The 18,365-nt window shown below is 64.8% G+C and carries 22 protein-coding genes; 8 read left to right on the top strand and 14 right to left on the bottom strand.

Going from position 1 to position 18,365, the window contains the following annotated elements; translation table 11 throughout:
- The first annotated feature begins 22 nt into the window (after positions 1-22).
- Positions 23-877: an RNA polymerase sigma factor RpoH gene (rpoH, locus tag Q7C30_RS05750; protein ID WP_317870959.1), complete on the top strand. Its 855-nt coding sequence runs from the start codon at positions 23-25 to the stop codon at positions 875-877.
- Positions 878-976: 99 nt separating this feature from the next.
- Here rpoH and mtgA read toward each other — a convergent pair whose 3' ends face one another.
- Positions 977-1,687: a monofunctional biosynthetic peptidoglycan transglycosylase gene (gene mtgA, locus Q7C30_RS05745; RefSeq protein ID WP_116887355.1), complete on the bottom strand. Its 711-nt coding sequence runs from the start codon at positions 1,685-1,687 to the stop codon at positions 977-979.
- Between the two features lie 64 nt (positions 1,688-1,751).
- On the opposite strand from mtgA, the gene Q7C30_RS05740 reads away from it, so the two are divergent.
- From Q7C30_RS05740 to trmB, 4 genes are all read left to right on the top strand, one after another.
- Complete coding sequence (locus tag Q7C30_RS05740) at positions 1,752-2,123, top strand: DUF423 domain-containing protein (protein ID WP_039582551.1); 372 nt, start codon at positions 1,752-1,754, stop codon at positions 2,121-2,123.
- A 102-nt stretch (positions 2,124-2,225) separates the two neighbouring features.
- Positions 2,226-2,426: a sulfur carrier protein ThiS gene (thiS, locus tag Q7C30_RS05735; protein ID WP_029612374.1), complete on the top strand. Its 201-nt coding sequence runs from the start codon at positions 2,226-2,228 to the stop codon at positions 2,424-2,426.
- A 52-nt stretch (positions 2,427-2,478) separates the two neighbouring features.
- Positions 2,479-3,273 carry a thiazole synthase gene (locus Q7C30_RS05730; protein WP_116887356.1) on the top strand — a complete coding sequence of 265 codons (795 nt, stop codon included), beginning with the start codon at positions 2,479-2,481 and terminating at the stop codon, positions 3,271-3,273.
- 9 nt (positions 3,274-3,282) lie between these two features.
- Positions 3,283-4,005, top strand: a complete 723-nt coding sequence (gene trmB, locus Q7C30_RS05725; protein ID WP_317870958.1) for a tRNA (guanosine(46)-N7)-methyltransferase TrmB — start codon at positions 3,283-3,285, stop codon at positions 4,003-4,005.
- Positions 4,006-4,055: 50 nt separating this feature from the next.
- Here the strand turns inward: trmB and Q7C30_RS05720 are convergent, their stop codons facing one another.
- The 9 genes from Q7C30_RS05720 to Q7C30_RS05680 form a co-directional block, all read right to left on the bottom strand.
- Positions 4,056-4,385 (bottom strand): DUF3392 family protein, encoded by a 330-nt coding sequence (locus tag Q7C30_RS05720; protein WP_317870957.1) that lies wholly within the window; start codon positions 4,383-4,385, stop codon positions 4,056-4,058.
- A 9-nt stretch (positions 4,386-4,394) separates the two neighbouring features.
- The gene (gene hemW / locus Q7C30_RS05715; RefSeq protein ID WP_039582555.1) at positions 4,395-5,573 is read right to left on the bottom strand and encodes a radical SAM family heme chaperone HemW; all 1,179 of its coding nucleotides are present in this window, start codon (positions 5,571-5,573) and stop codon (positions 4,395-4,397) included.
- Entirely contained in the window at positions 5,570-6,166 is a 597-nt protein-coding gene (gene rdgB / locus Q7C30_RS05710; RefSeq protein WP_167335976.1) for an RdgB/HAM1 family non-canonical purine NTP pyrophosphatase, read from the bottom strand. Before rdgB ends, hemW begins: the two co-directional genes overlap by 4 nt.
- A complete protein-coding gene (locus Q7C30_RS05705; RefSeq protein WP_295486233.1) occupies positions 6,163-6,597 on the bottom strand; it encodes a DUF4426 domain-containing protein in 435 nt (144 codons plus the stop codon). The genes rdgB and Q7C30_RS05705 overlap by 4 nt, the downstream gene beginning before the upstream one ends.
- A gap of 23 nt (positions 6,598-6,620) precedes the next feature.
- The gene (gene metW, locus Q7C30_RS05700; protein WP_029612369.1) at positions 6,621-7,241 is read right to left on the bottom strand and encodes a methionine biosynthesis protein MetW; all 621 of its coding nucleotides are present in this window, start codon (positions 7,239-7,241) and stop codon (positions 6,621-6,623) included.
- Between the two features lie 7 nt (positions 7,242-7,248).
- Complete coding sequence (locus Q7C30_RS05695; protein ID WP_317870956.1) at positions 7,249-8,388, bottom strand: homoserine O-acetyltransferase; 1,140 nt, start codon at positions 8,386-8,388, stop codon at positions 7,249-7,251.
- Positions 8,389-8,476: 88 nt separating this feature from the next.
- Positions 8,477-9,067 (bottom strand): YggT family protein, encoded by a 591-nt coding sequence (locus tag Q7C30_RS05690; protein WP_317870955.1) that lies wholly within the window; start codon positions 9,065-9,067, stop codon positions 8,477-8,479.
- A 10-nt stretch (positions 9,068-9,077) separates the two neighbouring features.
- On the bottom strand, positions 9,078-9,896 hold the full coding sequence (proC, locus tag Q7C30_RS05685; protein WP_304484853.1) for a pyrroline-5-carboxylate reductase: 819 nt from the start codon (positions 9,894-9,896) through the stop codon (positions 9,078-9,080).
- 38 nt (positions 9,897-9,934) lie between these two features.
- Positions 9,935-10,621 carry a YggS family pyridoxal phosphate-dependent enzyme gene (locus Q7C30_RS05680; RefSeq protein WP_317870954.1) on the bottom strand — a complete coding sequence of 229 codons (687 nt, stop codon included), beginning with the start codon at positions 10,619-10,621 and terminating at the stop codon, positions 9,935-9,937.
- A 65-nt stretch (positions 10,622-10,686) separates the two neighbouring features.
- On the opposite strand from Q7C30_RS05680, the gene Q7C30_RS05675 reads away from it, so the two are divergent.
- Positions 10,687-11,688 carry a PilT/PilU family type 4a pilus ATPase gene (locus Q7C30_RS05675; protein WP_317870953.1) on the top strand — a complete coding sequence of 334 codons (1,002 nt, stop codon included), beginning with the start codon at positions 10,687-10,689 and terminating at the stop codon, positions 11,686-11,688.
- 46 nt (positions 11,689-11,734) lie between these two features.
- On the opposite strand, the gene Q7C30_RS05670 is transcribed toward Q7C30_RS05675, so the two are convergent.
- The gene (locus Q7C30_RS05670) at positions 11,735-12,367 is read right to left on the bottom strand and encodes an NlpC/P60 family protein (protein ID WP_029615079.1); all 633 of its coding nucleotides are present in this window, start codon (positions 12,365-12,367) and stop codon (positions 11,735-11,737) included.
- A 167-nt stretch (positions 12,368-12,534) separates the two neighbouring features.
- On the opposite strand from Q7C30_RS05670, the gene Q7C30_RS05665 reads away from it, so the two are divergent.
- Complete coding sequence (locus tag Q7C30_RS05665; RefSeq protein WP_039582570.1) at positions 12,535-12,954, top strand: TM2 domain-containing protein; 420 nt, start codon at positions 12,535-12,537, stop codon at positions 12,952-12,954.
- A gap of 51 nt (positions 12,955-13,005) precedes the next feature.
- Here the strand turns inward: Q7C30_RS05665 and Q7C30_RS05660 are convergent, their stop codons facing one another.
- The 3 genes from Q7C30_RS05660 to Q7C30_RS05650 form a co-directional block, all read right to left on the bottom strand.
- Positions 13,006-13,704 carry an SPOR domain-containing protein gene (locus Q7C30_RS05660; protein ID WP_039582571.1) on the bottom strand — a complete coding sequence of 233 codons (699 nt, stop codon included), beginning with the start codon at positions 13,702-13,704 and terminating at the stop codon, positions 13,006-13,008.
- 1 nt (position 13,705) lies between these two features.
- Positions 13,706-15,442, bottom strand: coding sequence for an arginine--tRNA ligase (gene argS, locus Q7C30_RS05655; protein ID WP_039582572.1), 1,737 nt, complete (start codon positions 15,440-15,442; stop codon positions 13,706-13,708).
- Between the two features lie 225 nt (positions 15,443-15,667).
- Positions 15,668-17,887 (bottom strand): primosomal protein N', encoded by a 2,220-nt coding sequence (locus Q7C30_RS05650; RefSeq protein ID WP_116887361.1) that lies wholly within the window; start codon positions 17,885-17,887, stop codon positions 15,668-15,670.
- Positions 17,888-18,054: 167 nt separating this feature from the next.
- Between Q7C30_RS05650 and rpmE the strand changes: the two genes are divergently transcribed.
- Entirely contained in the window at positions 18,055-18,270 is a 216-nt protein-coding gene (rpmE, locus tag Q7C30_RS05645) for a 50S ribosomal protein L31 (protein WP_029614303.1), read from the top strand.
- Positions 18,271-18,365 lie beyond the last annotated feature (95 nt).

Here is an 18,365-nt window from a genome sequence, read left to right as displayed (position 1 = left end):
CCAGTGAGTCGGAGGTACTTGAATGACCACTTCGTTGCAACCTGCGTATGCCTTGGTTCCCGGTGCAAACCTGGAAGCCTATGTGCACACGGTCAACAGCATCCCGCTGCTGACGGTCGAGCAGGAGCGTGAACTGGCTGAGCGTCTCTTCTATGAGCAGGATCTTGAGGCCGCTCGGCAAATGGTGATGGCCCACCTGCGTTTCGTCGTCCATATCGCCCGCAGCTACGCTGGTTACGGGCTGGCCCAGGCTGACCTGATCCAGGAAGGCAACGTGGGACTGATGAAGGCAGTCAAGCGCTTCAACCCGGAAATGGGTGTGCGCCTGGTGTCCTTCGCCGTGCACTGGATCAAGGCGGAGATCCACGAATTCATTCTGCGCAACTGGCGTATCGTCAAAGTGGCCACCACCAAGGCGCAACGCAAGCTGTTCTTCAACCTGCGCAGCCAGAAGAAGCGTCTGGCCTGGCTGAACAACGACGAAGTGCACCGTGTCGCCGAGAGCCTGGGCGTCGAGCCGCGTGAAGTGCGCGAGATGGAAAGCCGCCTGAGTGGCCATGACATGGCCTTCGATCCGGCAGCCGATGCCGACGACGACAGCGCCTTCCATTCGCCTGCGCACTACCTGGAAGACCATCGCTACGATCCGGCCATGCAGTTGGAAGATGCCGACTGGAGCGACAACGCCAACAGCAACCTGTATGAAGCGTTGAACGGTCTGGACGAGCGCAGCCGCGACATCCTCTACCAGCGCTGGCTGGCCGAGGAAAAGGCGACCTTGCATGAGTTGGCCGAGAAGTACAGCGTGTCGGCCGAGCGGATTCGTCAGCTCGAGAAAAACGCGATGAGCAAGGTCAAGGCGCTGATCACCGTCTGATCGGCCTTGCGCTCAACTGAAAAGCCGCCTGTTTCCCACGAAACAGGCGGCTTTTTCGTTACCGGTGCTTGTGACCTTGGCGTTTGCCAGGCGCCTCACTCAGAGGCGCGCGCTGCCCTGCAGTTGCATCAGGTAGCTGGTACCGCCCAACTGACTCATCTGTCGTTGTATCCAACTGGCCCGGCTTGCCACATAGGCGCTGGGCCGGCTGGCGCTCCATTTCAGCGGACTGGGTAGCACAGCGGCGAGCTGGCTGGCCTGCTGACGTGTCAGGCGACTGGCATCGACGCCGAAGTGATAGCGCGCGGCAGCCTGGGCACCGAACACCCCCGGCCCCCATTCGGCGCTGTTGAGGTAGACCTCGAGGATGCGCTCCTTCGACCAGAGCAGTTCCATCAGCGCGGTGAACCAGGCCTCCAAGCCTTTGCGCAGCCAACTGCGCCCAGACCACAGGAACAGGTTCTTGGCCACCTGCTGGGTCAGCGTGCTGGCGCCGCGCAGCTTGCCCCCTTGCTCGTTGTGCACCAAGGCTGCCTGAATCGCCGGGACATCGAAGCCCCAATGGCTGGCGAAGTGCTGATCTTCGCCGGCGACCACAGCCACCTTCAGTTCATCGGAGATCTGCTCCCAGGACACCCAGTCGCGCTGCAGGTCGATCGGCTCGCCATCGACCCACGACTGCACCTTGCGCTCGACCATCAAGGCCGTGCCCGGTGGCGGCACCCAGCGCAGCGCCAACACCAGCACGATGCTGCCTGCGGCGAACCAGAGCAGAGCACGAGCAAGACGGCGGATAAGGGATGACAGCATGTCGATAGCTTGGCCGGACCGATGGAACGGGCCATTATACAGACCCCTTTCAAGGAGTCGTCCCATGCTTCGCAGCTTCCTGATGCTCGCGGCCTTCTTCGGCTTCACCGGTGTCGCGCTGGGTGCCTTCGCCGCACACGGCTTGAAGAACCGTCTGAGCGCCGACTACCTGGCGATCTTTCATACCGGTGTCAGCTATCAACTGGTGCATGCGCTGGCGATTCTGGCGGTGGCGATGCTGTCCGTGCATCTGCCCGGGCGGCTGATCGGCTGGGCGGGCGGCCTGTTCGCCGTGGGCATCGTGCTCTTCTCCGGCAGCCTCTACGCCCTGACCCTCAGCGGCGTGAGCAAGCTCGGCATCATCACGCCCATCGGTGGCGTGTGCTTCCTGGCGGGCTGGGCCTGTCTGGGCCTGACGGCGTGGCGCCTGGGCTGACCAGTCGGTCGGCAATAGCGACTGATGGCGCCGCTCGCCCTTGGGTTGCACGGCGGATCGGCGCTAGAATGCGGGCCCCAATGAACGATGGTGGCCGTGCGCATGCGCATTCAACTCAACGGTGAACCCTACGAACTGCCTGCAGGCGAGAGCGTGGCGGCCCTGCTGGGGCGTCTGGAGCTGGTCGGGCGTCGTGTGGCGGTGGAACTGAACCTGGACATCGTGCCGCGCAGCCAGCACGACTGCACCCTGTTGAACGAGGGCGACCGGGTCGAGGTGGTCCACGCCATCGGTGGCGGCTGACGGCCGCGCCGTGCCCACCCGCAACTCCCGTAACCTTTGCAGAGGAACCACGATGAGCAACGTTCGCAGCGACAAGCCTTTCACCCTGGCCGGGCGTACTTTCCAGTCGCGCCTGCTGGTCGGCACCGGCAAGTACCGTGACATGGACGAGACCCGCGAGGCCATCGAGGCCTCGGGTGCCGAAATCGTCACCGTCGCCGTGCGCCGCACCAACATCGGCCAGAATCCAGGCGAGCCGAACCTGCTCGATGTGCTGCCTCCGGACCGCTACACCATCCTGCCGAACACCGCCGGGTGCTACGACGCGATCGAAGCCGTGCGCACCTGCCGCCTGGCCCGTGAGCTGCTCGACGGCCACAACCTGGTGAAGCTGGAGGTGCTGGCCGACCAGAAGACGCTGTTCCCCAACGTCATCGAAACCCTCAAGGCCGCCGAAGTCCTGGTCAAGGATGGCTTCGATGTCATGGTCTACACCAGCGACGACCCGATCATCGCGCGTCAACTGGCCGAGGTTGGCTGCATCGCGGTCATGCCGCTGGCGGGTCTGATCGGCACGGGCCTGGGCATCTGCAACCCCTACAACCTGCAGATCATCCTCGAGGAATCCAAGGTGCCGGTGCTGGTCGATGCCGGCGTGGGCACCGCCTCCGATGCCACCATCGCCATGGAAATGGGCTGCGAAGCCGTGCTGATGAACTCCGCCATCGCCCACGCCCAGCAGCCGGTACTGATGGCCGAAGCCATGAAGCACGCCATCGTCGCCGGTCGCATGGCCTACCTGGCCGGGCGTATGCCGAAGAAACTCTATGCCAGCGCGTCTTCGCCGCTGGATGGTCTGATCAAGTAAGAGCACCTGATGACTGAATCGCAAGAAACGCCGATCTCCGCCGACGGCGAAGAGCGCCCGCACCGCCGCATCAAGAGTTTCGTGATGCGTGCAGGCCGCATGACCGAAGGCCAGCAGCGCGGCCTGGAGCAGGGCGGCCCGCTGTTCATCCTGCCCCTGGCCGACAGCCCGGTGGACTACGACCAGGTGTTCGGCCGCTCGGCGCCGCGCACCCTGGAAATCGGTTTCGGCATGGGCCACTCCCTGCTGGAAATGGCCGCTGCCGCACCGGAGCTGGATTTCATCGGTGTCGAAGTGCACCGCCCTGGTGTCGGCGCGCTGCTCAACGGCGTGCTCACGCAGAACCTGAAAAACCTACGGGTGTACGACTGTGATGCCATCGAAGTGCTCAACCGCTGCGTGGCCGACGGCAGCCTGGACCGGCTGATGCTGTTTTTCCCCGATCCGTGGCACAAGGCCCGTCACCACAAGCGGCGCATCGTCCAGCCAGCGTTCGCCGAACTGGTGCGGCGCAAACTCAAGGTCGGCGGCGTGTTCCACATGGCCACCGACTGGGAGCCCTACGCCGAGCACATGCTGGAAGTGATGCAGGCCGCGCCGGGTTACCGCAACCAGGCGGCGGACGGCACCTACGTACCGCGTCCGGACGAGCGCCCAATCACCAAGTTCGAGCGCCGCGGCGAGCGGCTCGGGCATGGGGTGTGGGATCTGAAGTTCGAGAAGGTTGACTGACAGTCAGCGTTGGACCGACCGACAAAGGGCTGCTATGCAGCCCTTTTGCGTTACGAGCCGCGGCGATCCGCCACCACGCCGATCAGCACCAGTACCACCAGCAGTACCGGCGCCAGGGCGTAGTTGTTGAACTGTGCCAGCGCTTTCACCACCCACGGTGTGGCATAGATCAGCGCCGCGCCGCTGCCGATCATCACCAGCAGGGCCATGAACGGCACCCGCAGGGCGCCGGCCAGTCCGCCCAGGCGCTGCTCGACCCAGCCCTTGATGTCGGTGCCGAACAGCACCAGCAGGCAGCCCACCAACGCCAGGGAAATCTCCGAAAGGTTGCTGCGGCTCCAGCGGGAAACGGTCGAGAGCAGGTCAAGCACCAGGTCCATGGGTCATCCTTAATTCAAGAAGTACTGCAGCAGATCGTTGAGAAACAGTTGGCCTTGGGGCGTTGCCGCCAGCCGCTCCGGTTCGACTCGCAAAAGCCCCTTTTGTTCGGCAGCGCGCCGTGCCTCGGCCAACTGCGCCAGCGGCAGCCCTGTGCGTTGGGTGAACAATTCGGCTTCCACGCCCTCGGTCAAGCGCAGGGCGTTCATCAGGAACTCGAAGGGCAGCTCATCGGGCGGCAGCAGCTTCTCGCCCGCCTTGTACGGTTTCTCGGGATTGAGGTAGTCCTTGGGCAGGCGAGTCTTCCAGGTGCGCAGGATGCGCCCGTCGGGGAACGACAGCTTGCCGTGGGCCCCGGCACCGATGCCGATGAAGTCGCCGAAGCGCCAGTAGTTGAGGTTGTGGCGCGCGGCGCGTTCGGCCTGGGCATAGGCCGACACTTCGTATTGGCGATAACCCTGCTCGGCCATCAGCGCCTGTCCGGCCTCCTGGATATCCCAGAGAATGTCGTCTTCGGGCAGCAGCGGCGGCTGGTTCCAGAACACGGTATTCGGTTCCAGGGTCAGTTGGTACCAGGACAGGTGGGTCGGCCCCAGGTCGATGGCCTGGCGCAGATCGCCCAGCGCTTCGTCCAGCGACTGTTCAGGCAGGCCGTGCATGAGGTCCAGATTGAAGTTGTCGAAGCCTGCCGCCCGGGCCATGCCGGCGGCGCGCACGGCCTCGTCGCCATTGTGAATGCGCCCGAGCTTTTCCAGCTTCTGCGCCTGGAAACTCTGCACGCCGATGGACAGGCGGTTGATGCCGGTCTGGCGATAGGCCTTGAACTTGTCCTGCTCGAAGGTGCCGGGGTTGGCCTCCAGGGTGATCTCGATGTCGGCGGCGAAGGGAATGCGCTGCTCGATGCCACGCAGCAGCCGACCCAGTGCGGCGGCGCTGAACAGGCTGGGCGTGCCGCCACCGAAGAAGATGCTGCTGATCGACCGGCCTTGCACCGCCGGCATTTCCAGCGCCAGGTCGGCGAGCAGGGCATCGACGTACTGCGCTTCAGGCAGGGTCGGTCCGGCCTGGTGCGAGTTGAAGTCGCAATAAGGGCATTTGCGCACGCACCAAGGAATGTGGATGTACAGCGACAGCGGCGGCAGCACCGCAAGCACCAGGCCCGGCGGTGGCGCGGAGGAGGATTCGGTCATGCCAATCCCAGACGCTGACGCAGCAGGGCCATGGCCCGGGCGCGGTGACTGAGTTGGTTCTTTTCCAGCGGCGCCAGGTCGGCGCTGGAGCAATTGCGTTCGGGCACCCAGAACAGCGGGTCGTAGCCAAAACCATGCTCGCCACTGGCCGCGAACAGAATCCGCCCGTGCCACAGCCCCTCGCAGAGCACTGGCAGGGGATCGTCGGCATGCCTGACCAGCGCCAGCACGCAGACGAACTGTGCGCCGCGTTCGGCTTCAGGCACGTCCTTGAGCGCTTCGAGCAGTTTGGCGTTGTTCGCCGCATCGCCCTGACCGTCGGCATAGCGGGCCGAGTAGATGCCCGGTGCGCCGCCCAATGCATCCACCGCCAGGCCCGAATCGTCGGCCAGGGCCGGCAGGCCGGAAATGCGCGCGGCATTGCGTGCTTTGAGGATGGCGTTTTCGACGAACGACAGGCCGGTTTCCTCGGGTTCGACCTGGCTGAATTCGCCGATCGAACGCAGCTGCACGGACTCACCGAGCATGGCCTGGAGTTCCTTGAGTTTGCCGGCGTTGTGGCTGGCCAATACGAGTTGCTGGAAATTCATCATTCGCCTGGGAATACGTCTTGGTTGAATTGAAGGTCGTGGCTGATGCCGCCGGCCTCGATCTGCACGTCGAAGACCAGGGTCTGCGCCTGCTCGGTCTTGAACTGGGCGATGTAGGACACCGCGCCTGCGCTGCTCACCTGGCGGAACGACAGCGCACTGGCGCGGCCGGTGAGGTCTTTGACCTTGCCGCTGACCACCGCGGTCGTGGGCGTGCCGCCCTTGAGCAGGGTGATGTTGAGCACGCCCAGGCGCTTGCTGCGTTCGATGCCGCTGGCCTGCGCCACCTCGGGCGTCAGTGCGCCGGAGGCGAAGGCGTTGTAGTACACCGTGACGTCGCCGAAGACCTGCTTGCGGTCCGGTCGGGCTGCATCGGCGGCCCAGGTCGGCAGGGCCAGGCACAGGGTGATCAGCAAAAGGGCGAGACGACGCATGTTGCCATTCCTCCGGTGGTGGGTCACACCGCGACCTGGTGCTCCTGCAACCCAGGGCTGCTGACCCGATAGATACCGATTTCCCCCAACAGATTAGGCCAAAGCCGACCGCCCCACCCGTTGCGGTGACGGTTGTCCACGGCCAGGCGATCGAGCACCTTGGCATCGCGTTCGCGGCACAGGTTCTCGAAGTCCTCGAAGGTGCAGAAGTGGATGTTCGGGGTGTTGTACCAGGTGTAGGGCATGAAGTCCGACACGGGCATGCGGCCCTTGGTCGCCAGGTACCAGCGGCAGCGCCAGTGGCCGAAGTTGGGGAAGGTGATGATGCACTGGCGGCCCACGCGCAGCATCTCGTCGAGGATCCGGTCGGGATACTCCACAGCTTGCAGGGCCTGGGTCATGACCACCACATCGAAGCTGTTGCTGGCGAAGTTGCCCAGGCCCTTGTCCAGGTCCTGCTCGATGACGTTGACACCGTTGGCCACGCAGGCGGCGATGTTGTCGGCGTCGATCTCCAGGCCGTAGCCGGTGACCTGCTTGCGGTCGCGCAACGAAGCCAGCAGCTCGCCATTACCGCAGCCCAGGTCGAGTACCCGGCTGCCGGCAGGGATCCAGTCGTGGATGATTTCCAGGTCGGCTCTCATGCTGTCCTCAGATGACGATGCGGTTCATGTAGTTCGTGAAGCCCTGGGTGTAGCGCGGTGTGGGGATCAGGAAGGCATCGTGGCCGTAAGGGGCATCGATCTCCAGGTAGCACACGTTCTTGCGCGCGGCCATCAGCGCATCGACGATCTCCCGTGAGCGTGCCGGGGAGAAGCGCCAGTCGGTGGTGAACGACATGATGCAGTAGTCGGCCGTGACATGGCCCAGACTGGCGGCCAGGTCACCGCCGTGGGCGGCGGCTGGGTCGAAATAGTCCAGCGCCTTGGTCATCAGCAGGTAGGTGTTGGCGTCGAAGCGGCCGGAAAATTCCTCGCCCTGATAGCGCAGGTAGCTCTCCACCTGGAACTCGACGCTGTGGAAGTCGTAGTTGAGCTTGTCGCTCTTGAGCTCGCGGCCGAATTTCTCGCCCATCGAGTCGTCGGACAGGTAGGTGATATGGCCGACCATACGCGCCAGCATCAGCCCGCGCTTGGGAATCACGCCCTGGTCCTGGAACGAGCCACCGTGGAACTCGGGGTCGGTGAGGATGGCCTGGCGCGCGACTTCGTTGAAGGCGATGTTCTGCGCCGACAGCTTGGGCGCCGAGGCGATGTCCACGCAATGACGCACGCGCTGCGGGTAGGTGATGGTCCACTGCAAGGCCTGCATGCCGCCCAGGCTGCCGCCGACCACGGCGGCCCATTGGTTGACACCGAGGCGATCGGCCAGGCGTGCCTGGCTGTGCACCCAGTCCTCGACGGTGAGCACCGGAAAGTCCGCGCCATAGGCTTTGCCGGTGGCCGGGTTGATGCTGCTCGGACCGGTGCTGCCATTGCAGCCGCCGAGGTTGTTCAGGCTGACCACGAAGAAGCGGTTGGTGTCGATGGGCTTGCCCGGGCCGATGCAACTGTCCCACCAGCCCGGCTTGCGGTCTTCGACGCTGTGGTAGCCGGCCGCATGGTGATGGCCGGACAGCGCGTGGCAGATCAGCACCGCATTGCTGGCACTGGCATTGAGCGTGCCATAGGTTTCATAGACCAACTCGTAGCCGGCCAGCGAGCGGCCACCGGCCAGCGTCAACGGTTCATCGAACCGGGCGATCTGGGGGGTTACCAGACCGACGGAATCTTCGGGAAAGACAGTGGACATCGGCCCTGCTCACGCTTGACGGAGGCGTAAGTCTAAAGAGCGCTACCCCCAGCGGCAAGCAATGGCTGACGCTGGGGGCCGGGCTGGATCAGATCAGGCGCCACAGCACTTCCGGCATGCCGGCGTAGGTGGCCAGTTGCGGCATCAGGAACGACTGCACCACCTGGATAGCGATGAAGGCGAAGATCGGCGAGATATCCAGACCACCGAGGTTGGGCACCAGGCGGCGGAAGGGCGCCAGCACCGGCTCGCTGATCTGGTAGGCCAGTTCGGCGGCGGGGTTGTGGCTGTTGGGCGCGATCCAGGACACGATCACCATGACGATCATCGCCACCCAGAAAATCTTCAGGAACAGCGAGGTGATTCCCAGGATGGCCCAGATCAGCAGGTGCGGCAGGTCGCCGATGGTGCCGTAGGTGAGCATCAGCACGAAGGCCATCAGCAGCGCCTGGATCACGATCGCCAACAGCAGCGACGAGGTATCCAGCCCGGCGATGCTCGGCACGATACGGCGAATCGGCTTGAGCAGCGGCTGGGTGGCGCGCACCGTGAACTGGCTCAGCGGGTTGTAGAAATTGGCCTTGACCAGTTGCAGCACGAAGCGCAGCAGGACGATCACCAGGTACAGGCTGACCAGGGTTTGCACCACGAAGATCGCGGCGCCGGACAGTGCATTCATCGACAACTCCTCATTTGCCCAATTGTTCGGCCAGCTCGGCCGAGCGTGTGGCGGCCGCTTGCAGCGCCTGCTCGACCACGGCCTCGAAGCCGTTGGCCTGGAACGATTTGATCGCCGCTTCGGTGGTCCCGGCTGGCGAGGTGACGCGGCGACGCAGCTCGGCGGCGTCGACGTCGCTGGAAACGGCCATGTGCGCGGCGCCCAGTGCGGTCTGCAGGGTCAGCTGCGAAGCGATGTCGCGCGGCAGGCCGAGCTTCTCGCCGGCGGCGGTCATGGCTTCGATCAGCAGGAAGAAATAGGCCGGGCCGCTGCCGGAGACGGCGGTGACCGCATCCAGTTGCTGCTCCTGCTCCAGCCACAAGGCGGTGCCCACGGCGCTGAGCAACTGTTCGGCCTGCTCGCGCTGGCCGGCCGACACCTGTGCGGTGGCGTACAGGCCGCTGGCGCCCTGGCGCAGCAGGGACGGGGTATTGGGCATGCAGCGCACCACCGGGACCTGGCCCAGCCAGTTCTGGAGGCTGTCGCAGGTGATACCGGCGGCGATCGAAACGACCAATTGCCCGGCCTTCAGCTCAGGTTTGAGGGTTTCGCACACGCTCTTCATGACCTGTGGCTTGACTGCCAGCACGATCACGTCGGCGCCATCGATGGCCTGGGCGTTGCTCTCGAAGGTCGCGATGCCGTGTTCGGCCTGGATCCGGGTGCGGGTGTCGGCGCCAGGATCGCTGGCGCGGATCTGCGAAGCGTCCAGGCCCTGGGCCCGCAGGCCACCGATCAGGCTGGCCGCCATGTTGCCCGCGCCGATGAAGGCGATACGCGTCTTGCTCATGTCAGGTCCTTGAAGGAAAGAGTGAGTAAAGCATGGATTCAGGCGTGCCCGTAGTCGCGCGCGCCGAACAGTGCGGTGCCGATACGCACCCAGGTCGCGCCTTGGGCGATGGCCGCTTCCAAGTCATGGCTCATGCCCATGGACAGACTGTCCAGGCCAAGGCCGAGGGCCTCCTGCAACTGGCGCAGCCGGGCGAACGCAGCGTGCTGGGCGGCAGGGTCGTCGGTGGGTTCAGGGATCGCCATCAGCCCGCGCAAGCGCAGGTTGGGCAACGCGGCCACGGCCTGGGCCAGGGCTGGAAGCTGCTCTGGCGTGCAGCCAGACTTGCTGTCCTCGCCACTGACATTCACCTGCAGGCAGATATTCAGCGGTGGCAGGCCGGTCGGGCGCTGTTCGCTCAGGCGTTGGGCGATCTTCAGGCGGTCCACGCTATGTACCCAGTCGAAATGTTCGGCAATGGCCTTGGTCTTGTTCGACTGGATGGGGCCGATGAAATGCCAGATCAAGGGCAGGTCGGACAATTCCGTCTGTTTGGTCAGCGCTTCCTGAAGATAGTTCTCGCCGAAATCGCGCACGCCCGCCCGGTGAAGGTCGGCGATGGCGCTGGCGGGCTTGGTCTTGCTCACGGCCAGCAACTGCACGCTGGCCGGGTCGCGGTGGCTGGCCTTGGCCGCGCCGTCGATGCGGGTACGAATGGCGTGAAGGTTGTCTGCTAGGGTTGACATGGATCGATGCCGGCAGCTCAGTGGTGTGCGGCATTCTACCTGCTTGATGGCCTTTGGGGAGTCTCATGGACGTGACCGACCTGCTGGCCCGCGCCGTGAAGGCGGGGGCCTCGGACCTGCACTTGGCGGCGGGCGAATTGCCGGCGTGGCGCCTGGATGGCGTATTGCAGCGCGTGGCGTTGCCGACGTTGTGCAGCGACACGCTGGAACAGGGGCTTGCGCCCTGGCTCGATGCGGATCAGCGCCAGCGCTGGCGGACGGGCGACGAGGTGGACCTGGCCGTGGAGCCGCCTGGGCTTGGACGCGTTCGCCTGAGCCTGTTCAGGCAGTATCACGGCCTGGCCGCCAGCCTGCGGCTGATCGAGCAGCAGGCGCCGACGGTCGAGGCGTTGGAATTGACTGGGGTGTATCAGGCGCTTGCCCGCTGCCGCGATGGCCTGGTGCTGGTGGGTGGGGCGACCGGCAGTGGCAAGTCCAGCACGCTCGCCGCGCTGGTCGCGCAACTGGGATGCGACCGCGCAGGCCATATCCTGACCCTGGAAGACCCGGTTGAGTTCGTACACGGCCGTGGCCGGGCGTTGATCAACCAGCGCGAGATCGGCCGTCACAGCCGAGACTTCGCCCAAGGCCTGCGCAGCGCACTGCGCCAGGATCCGGATGTGATCATGATCGGCGAACTGCGCGACCTGGACAGCATCCGCCTGGCCTTGCGCGCAGCGCAGACCGGTCATCTGGTACTGGCCACCGTGCACACGCGCAGCGCTGCCAGCAGCATCGATCGGCTGGTGGAGGTGTTCGCCGCCGAAGAGAAGCCGCTGATCCGCGCCATGCTCGCCGAATCACTGCAATTGGTGGTGGCGCAGGCGTTGGTGCGGCGTGTGGGCGGCGGTCGGGTGGCGGCGCGCGAGGTCCTGGTGGCCACCGCGGCGGTCCGCAATTTGATCCGCGAAGGGCGCGTGGCGCAATTGCCGTCGGCCATGCAGACCGGTGCGGCACAGGGCATGGTGACGATGGAGGCGGCGCTGGACAGGTTGAGGGCGCGGGGGCTGATCGACAACCTGGAGTAGGAGGGGTGATCTCGGCGCGGAGTGCCCGCGCCGGGCCGAAGGGGGATTAACGCTTGGCCAGTCTCAAGGCCTGCTGCTCTTTGGGCAGCACGCGTTTGGCGACGACGTAGTGCTTCTGCCAGTAAGGTTTGTCCAGACTGTCGATGCTCACCCGCTTGCCGGTGCGCGGTGCGTGGATGAAGCGCTCGTTGCCCAGGTAGATGGCCACGTGGTTGACGCGACGGCTCTTGATGTTGAAGAAGATCAGGTCGCCAGGCTTGAGGTCCTTGCGCGCCACTTTCACGCCGTGGCCCTGGGCCATGGCATTGGAGCTACGCGGCAGATCCAGGTCGGCGACGTCGTTGAAGGCATATTTCACCAGGCCGCTGCAATCGAACCCTTTGCCGGGTGTGCTGCCGCCCCAGCGGTAGGGCGTGCCGAGCGCATTGACGGCGCGGCTGAGCACTTGGCTGCTTTGCTTGGGCGTGGCAGCGGCCACCTTCAGTGCGGGGTTCTTGGCCGCATTGCCTGGCCGTGCACGCAGATTGACGTGCTTGGCGGGGGAACGTTTGATGGTCGCATCGGCATTGGTGGTATAGCCGCTGAAGCCGTTGGGAAGTCGTTGCTCACGATTGGTGGCGTGGGCGGCCAGGGGCAATAAAAGGCAGAGGGTCAGCCATGTCTTGAAGAAGGGCGGCATAGATGAAGCTCTTATGAACGGTTATGGAGATTGGCGCGCAACTTTATAACAGCTTTTCGATCAAAAACTGATCCGTTGGTCGTGTGGGCGATTACCATACGTCGGCGCAAAACGGAAAAGTCACATTTTTTCTTAGAAAATTTTCGGCTATCCCACGAGGACAGTGCATGAATACGTATCAACAGGGTGCGCCGCTGCACGACACGCATAGCAAGGTGATTGGCTATCTGCTGTGGATTTTCGGCTTCACCGGCTCGCACCGCTTCTATTACGGCAAGCCCATCACCGGCACGATCTGGTTCCTGACCCTCGGTCTGCTGGGCATCGGTTGGCTGATCGACCTGTTCCTGATTCCGTCGATGGACCGCGAAGCCGACATGCGTTTCCAGTCGGGCCGGGTGAACTACACGGTGGCCTGGGTGCTGCTGACCTTCCTGGGCATCTTCGGTATCCACCGGCTGTACCAGGGCAAATGGATCAGCGCGATCATCTACTTCTTCACCGGGGGCCTGTTCCTGGTCGGTGTGCTGTATGACTTCTGGACGCTGAACACCCAGATATCCACGGTCAACCGCGAACGTCCCTGAAAGGCGCGCTTCAGAAAAAAGGCCTTGTCGCAGTGCGGCAAGGCCTTTTCTTTACTGGCGTGTCTGGCGCTGCTGCAACAGCAGGTTGCTGAAGCCGGCGCCGGCCAATTGTTTCTGTGCAACGGTCAGTTGTTCGCGGTTGCTGAACGGTCCGACCAGTACCCGGTACCAGGTCTCGTCTTTCACCGTACCGGACTCCACTTTCACCACCTGCCCCAGCAGGATGATCTGCGCCCGTACCTTGTCGGCGTCGGCCTCCTTGCGGAACGAGCCCGCCTGCAGGAAGTACAGGGTGGTCGCTGCCGGCTTGATCACCGGTGGTGCGGGTGGCGGCGTCTGACCCAGCAGCGCGGCCTGGGCCCGGGCGGTGTCGATCTTCGCCGCTTCTGCCGGGGTGACCGGCGTGGTCGGCTGCGCCGGCACTGGCGGCGTCTTCTCCGGCACCGCTTCAGGCGGCACGATCACTTCCGATTCCGGCAGCAGGGTGTAGAAATCGTACTTCGGCTTGATCGGCTGAGGCGTGGTGGGAGTGGTGCCCTTGGCGGCTTCGGCGACCTTGGCCGGCTTCTGCTGTTCAGGCTTGGCACGCTTGATGTCGTCGCCGCCCGGCTCGAGTTTCATCAGGAACACCACGAACGCACCCACGGTGAGGCCGATCGCCAGCCACACCCAGCCCGGAATCGGCTGTTTCGCAGGTGGCTGATGGCGACTGGCGCCGCGCTTGGGCGCAGGTTTCTTCTTGGCAGCCAACTTACATGCGCTCCAGGGTTTCCAGGCCAAGCAGTTCCAGGCCCTGTTTGAGGGTACGGCCGGTCAGCGCCGCAAGCCGCAAGCGGCTTTGTTGCTGCTCGGCGGTGTCGGCGGCGAGGATCGGGCAGTTCTCGTAGAAACTGGAGAACAGACCCGCCAGGTCGTAGAGGTAGCTGCAGAGCACGTGTGGCGTGCCTTTGTCGGCGACGTTGTTGAGCACTTCGCCGAATTGCGCCAGGCGCGCGGCCAGGTCCTGCTCGTGAGCCGCCTGCAGCACGATGTCGCCTTCGACCTGCTCGAAGCCCTTGCCCAGCTTGCGGAACACGCCGGCCACGCGGGTGTAGGCGTACAGCAGGTAAGGCGCGGTATTGCCTTCGAAATTGAGCATCAGTTCGAAGTTGAAGCTGTAGTCGCTGGTGCGGTGCTTGGACAGGTCCGCGTACTTCACTGCGCCAATGCCGACCACTTCGGCGATGCGCCGCAGTTCGTCTTCGGCCAGGCTCGGGTTCTTTTCCTTGACCAGGGCGTAGGCGCGGTCCTTGGCTTCGCTCAGCAGGTCGATCAGCTTCACGGTGCCGCCGTCGCGGGTCTTGAACGGACGGCCATCGGCGCCGTTCATGGTGCCGAAGCCCATGTGCTCCATTTTCATCGGGTGGCCGACGAAGCCGGCGCGGCGGGCGACCTCGAACACTTGGTTGAAGTGCAGCGCCTGGCGTTGGTCGACGAAGTACAGCGCGCGATCGGCGTGCAGCACGTTGCTGCGGTAGCGTACTGCCGCCAGGTCGGTGGTGGCGTAGAGGTAACCGCCATCGGCCTTCTGCACGATCACCGGCAGCGGCTCGCCTTCGGTGTTCTTGAACTCTTCGAGGAACACGCACTGGGCGCCCTGGCTCTCGACCAGCAGGCCCGAGGCCTTGAGGTCGGCCACGACCGGTGCCAGGTCGTCGTTGTAGGCACTTTCGCCCATCACGTCGGCCATGGTCAGCTTGACGTTGAGCAGCTCGTAGGTTTTCTGGCAGTGCGACAGCGAGATGTCCTTGAAGCGCGTCCACAGCGCCAGGCACTCAGGATCGCCGGCCTGCAGCTTGACCACCAGGCCCCGGGCGCGGGTGGCGAATTCCTCGGACTCGTCGAAGCGTTTCTTCGCGGCGCGGTAGAAGTTTTCCAGGTCCGACAGCGCTTCGCTGGTGATCGGGTTTTCCTGCAGGTAGGCCAGCAGCATGCCGAACTGGGTGCCCCAGTCGCCCACGTGGTTCTGGCGGATCACCGTGTCGCCGAGGAACTCGAGCACGCGGGCGACGCTGTCACCGATGATGGTCGAGCGCAGGTGGCCGACGTGCATCTCTTTGGCCAGGTTGGGCGCCGACAGGTCGACGACCACCTTTTCGGCGGTGCCGGCTTTGCGTACGCCCAGGTGGTCGTCGGCCAGCGCCGCGTCCAGGCGCTGGGCCAGGGCGTCGGTGTTCTGGAAGAAGTTGAGGAACCCGGGACCGGCGATCTCGACCTTGCTGATGTCGGCGCTGGCCGGCAGCGCCGCGATCAGCTTGTCGGCGAGGTCGCGAGGCTTCATGCCCGCAGGCTTGGCCAGCATCATGGCGATGTTGCTGGCGAAGTCGCCATGGGTCTTGTCGCGGGCGTTCTCCACCTGAATCGATGGCGACAACCCTTCAGGCAGCACACCGTCGGTGACGAGTTGGGCGAGAGCTTGCTGGATCAGCTGGCGAATGGTGTCTTTCATCGGGTTCTCGTTTCGACCGCAAACGCGGCGAGCGCTTCGATGCGCAGGTGGAAAAACTGGACATTATCCGTGCTTGAGCCTTAAGGCTCAAGCACAGCGGCAATTGGTGAGCGGCAAGTGGCAAGCTGCAAGCGGCAAGAGGTTGTGCGGTGACTGCGCGGGCCCGAACCTGTCGCTTGCAGCTTGCAGCTTGCAGCTTGCAGCTTGCAGCTTGCAGCTTGCAGCTCAATAAAGGTCGACGGGGTCGACGTCGAGCGACCAGCGTACTTGGCGACCCGAGGGCAGTTGCTCGACTACCAGCAGCCAGGCGGCGATCAGCCGGTGCAGTGGGGCGCGGGCGCTGGCCTGGATCAGCAACTGGGCGCGGAAGCGGCCAGCGCGGCGCTCCATGGGGGCGGGCACCGGGCCCAGCAGCTCGATGCCTGGCAGCGCCATCTCGGTCTGCAGGCGTTCGGCGGCGGCGCAGGCTTCGTCGAGGAAGGCTTCGGCCTGGCCCGGCTTGTGCGCTTCGGCGCGCAGCAGCGCCAAGTGCGAAAACGGCGGCAGGCCGGCGGCGCGGCGTTCGCTCAAGGCCTGTTCGGCGAAGGCGAAATAGCCTTGCTCGGTGAGCTGTACCAGTAGCGGGTGCTCGGCCAGATGGGTCTGCACGATCACCTTGCCCGGTTCCTCGGCGCGACCGGCGCGGCCAGCCACCTGCACGATCAACTGCGCCATGCGCTCGCTGGCGCGGAAGTCGCCGGAGAACAGGCCTCCGTCGGCATCGAGAATCGCCACCAGCGTCACCCGGGGGAAATGGTGGCCTTTGGCGAGCATCTGGGTGCCGACCAGGATGCTGGGCTGGCCGCGCTGAATGGTGCTGAACAACTGCTGCATGGCGTCCTTGCGCGAGGTGCTGTCGCGGTCCACGCGCAGCACCGGGTAGTCGGGGAACAGCGTTTTCAGGCGCTCTTCGGCACGCTCGGTGCCGGCGCCGACCGGCCGCAGGTCGACATGCGCGCACTGGGGGCATTGCAGCGGCAGACGCTCGTCGTAGCCGCAGTGATGACAGCGCAGCACGCCGGAGCGCTGGTGCACGGTCATGCGCGCATCGCAGCGCGGGCACTCCGACAGCCAGCCGCAGTCATGGCACAGCAAGGTCGGGGCGAAGCCGCGGCGGTTGAGGAACACCAGCACCTGCTGGCCGGCCGCCAGGGTCTGGCCGATGGCCTGTTGCAAGGGCCCGCTGATGCCGCTGTCCAACGGCAGGCTGCGCACATCCAGACGCATGAAGCGCGGCGGCTTGGCACCGCCGGCGCGCTGGTTCATACGCAACAGGCCGTAGCGGCCGGTGTGGGCGTTGTGCAAGCTTTCCAGCGAGGGCGTGGCCGAGCCCAGCAGAATGGGAATGTTGTCCTGGTGCGCGCGCACCACTGCCAGGTCGCGGGCGTGATAGCGCAGGCCTTCCTGCTGTTTGTAGGAGCCGTCGTGCTCTTCGTCGATGATGATCAGGCCGGGTCGCTTCATGGGCGTGAACAGCGCCGAGCGGGTGCCGATGATGATGTCGGCCTCGCCGTCGCGGGCCGCCAGCCAGGCGTCTAGGCGCTCGCGATCGTTGACCGCCGAGTGCAGCAGCGCGATGCGCGCGTTGAAGCGCTGCTCGAAGCGCGCCAGGGTCTGTGGGCCGAGGTTGATCTCGGGAATCAGGATCAAGGCCTGTTTGCCGGCCTCCAGGGTTTCGCGGATCAGTTGCAGGTAGACCTCGGTCTTGCCACTGCCGGTGACCCCGGCGAGCAGGAAAGCATGGTAGCTGCCAAAGCCCGAACGCACGGCTTCGAACGCCGCCCGCTGTTCATCGTTGAGTGGCAGCTCCGGCTGCGCCAGCCAATGCTCGTGGCGCGGCGGTGGCAGGTGGCGGCGCACCTCGACCTGCACCAGCTCCTTGGCCAGCAGCAGGTCGAGGCTGTCCTTGTTCAGCGCCAGCTTGCTCAGCAGGCTGTGGGCCACGCCATGGGGATGCTGGGCGAGGGTCTGCAGGGCCTCTTTCTGGCGCGGGGCGCGGGCGATGCGCGGGTCGTCGAGTCGCGCGCCCGGCGCGACGTGCCAAAAGCGCTCCTGCCGGGCTTCGGCCGCCTCGCCCTGGCGCAGCAGCACCGGCAGTGCCCAACTGAGGGTGTCGCCCAGGCTGTGCTGATAATAGTGGGCGGTCCACAGGCACAGCTTGAACAGCTCAGGCGGCAGCGGCGACACCGGATCGAGCAGCTCGCTGGCTGGCTTGAGCTTGTCGGCGGGCACTTCGCTCTGCGCGCAGACTTCCACCAGCACGCCAATCATCTCGCGGCGTCCGAACGGCACGCGGATGCGCATGCCTGGGGTCAGGGTCTGGCGGGCCATGGCGGCCGGCGCCCGATAGTCGAACAGGCGACGCAAGGGCGAGGGCAGGGCAAGGCGCAGGATGACGTCGGGCACGCGGGAGGTCTTCGTGGGAAGGGTATGAGTCGGCGAGCCTAGCAGACGACAGCCGGTGCAAGCGACCACTTGCGCTGCCTCCGGGCTCTGGTATTATTTGCCGCCTAATTACGTGCGGTATTCAACAATAGGTGTTGGGTGGCGGCACGCAGCTCGAGGAAGTGACCATGAAAGCCGATATTCATCCGAACTACGAAGTAGTTGCAGTCACCTGCAGCTGCGGCAGCAAATTCGAAACCCGTTCGACCCTGGCCAAGCCGCTGGCGATCGACGTCTGCTCCCAGTGCCACCCGTTCTACACTGGCAAGCAGAAAGTCCTGGACACCGGTGGTCGCGTACAGAAGTTCGCCGACCGCTTCGGTATGTTCGGTACCAAGAAGTAATCATGCACCTGGCGAGGCCTCTGGCTTCGCGATGCTGCAAAAGAAGGCGACCCTTGTGGGCGCCTTTTTTGTATCTGCCGTTTGGCAGGTAAGGC

The sequence above is a fragment of the Pseudomonas sp. RAC1 genome (assembly GCF_030658255.1).
GTDB classification, from domain to species: domain Bacteria; phylum Pseudomonadota; class Gammaproteobacteria; order Pseudomonadales; family Pseudomonadaceae; genus Aquipseudomonas; species Aquipseudomonas boreofloridensis.
This window is presented reverse-complemented; position numbering and strand designations above follow the sequence as displayed.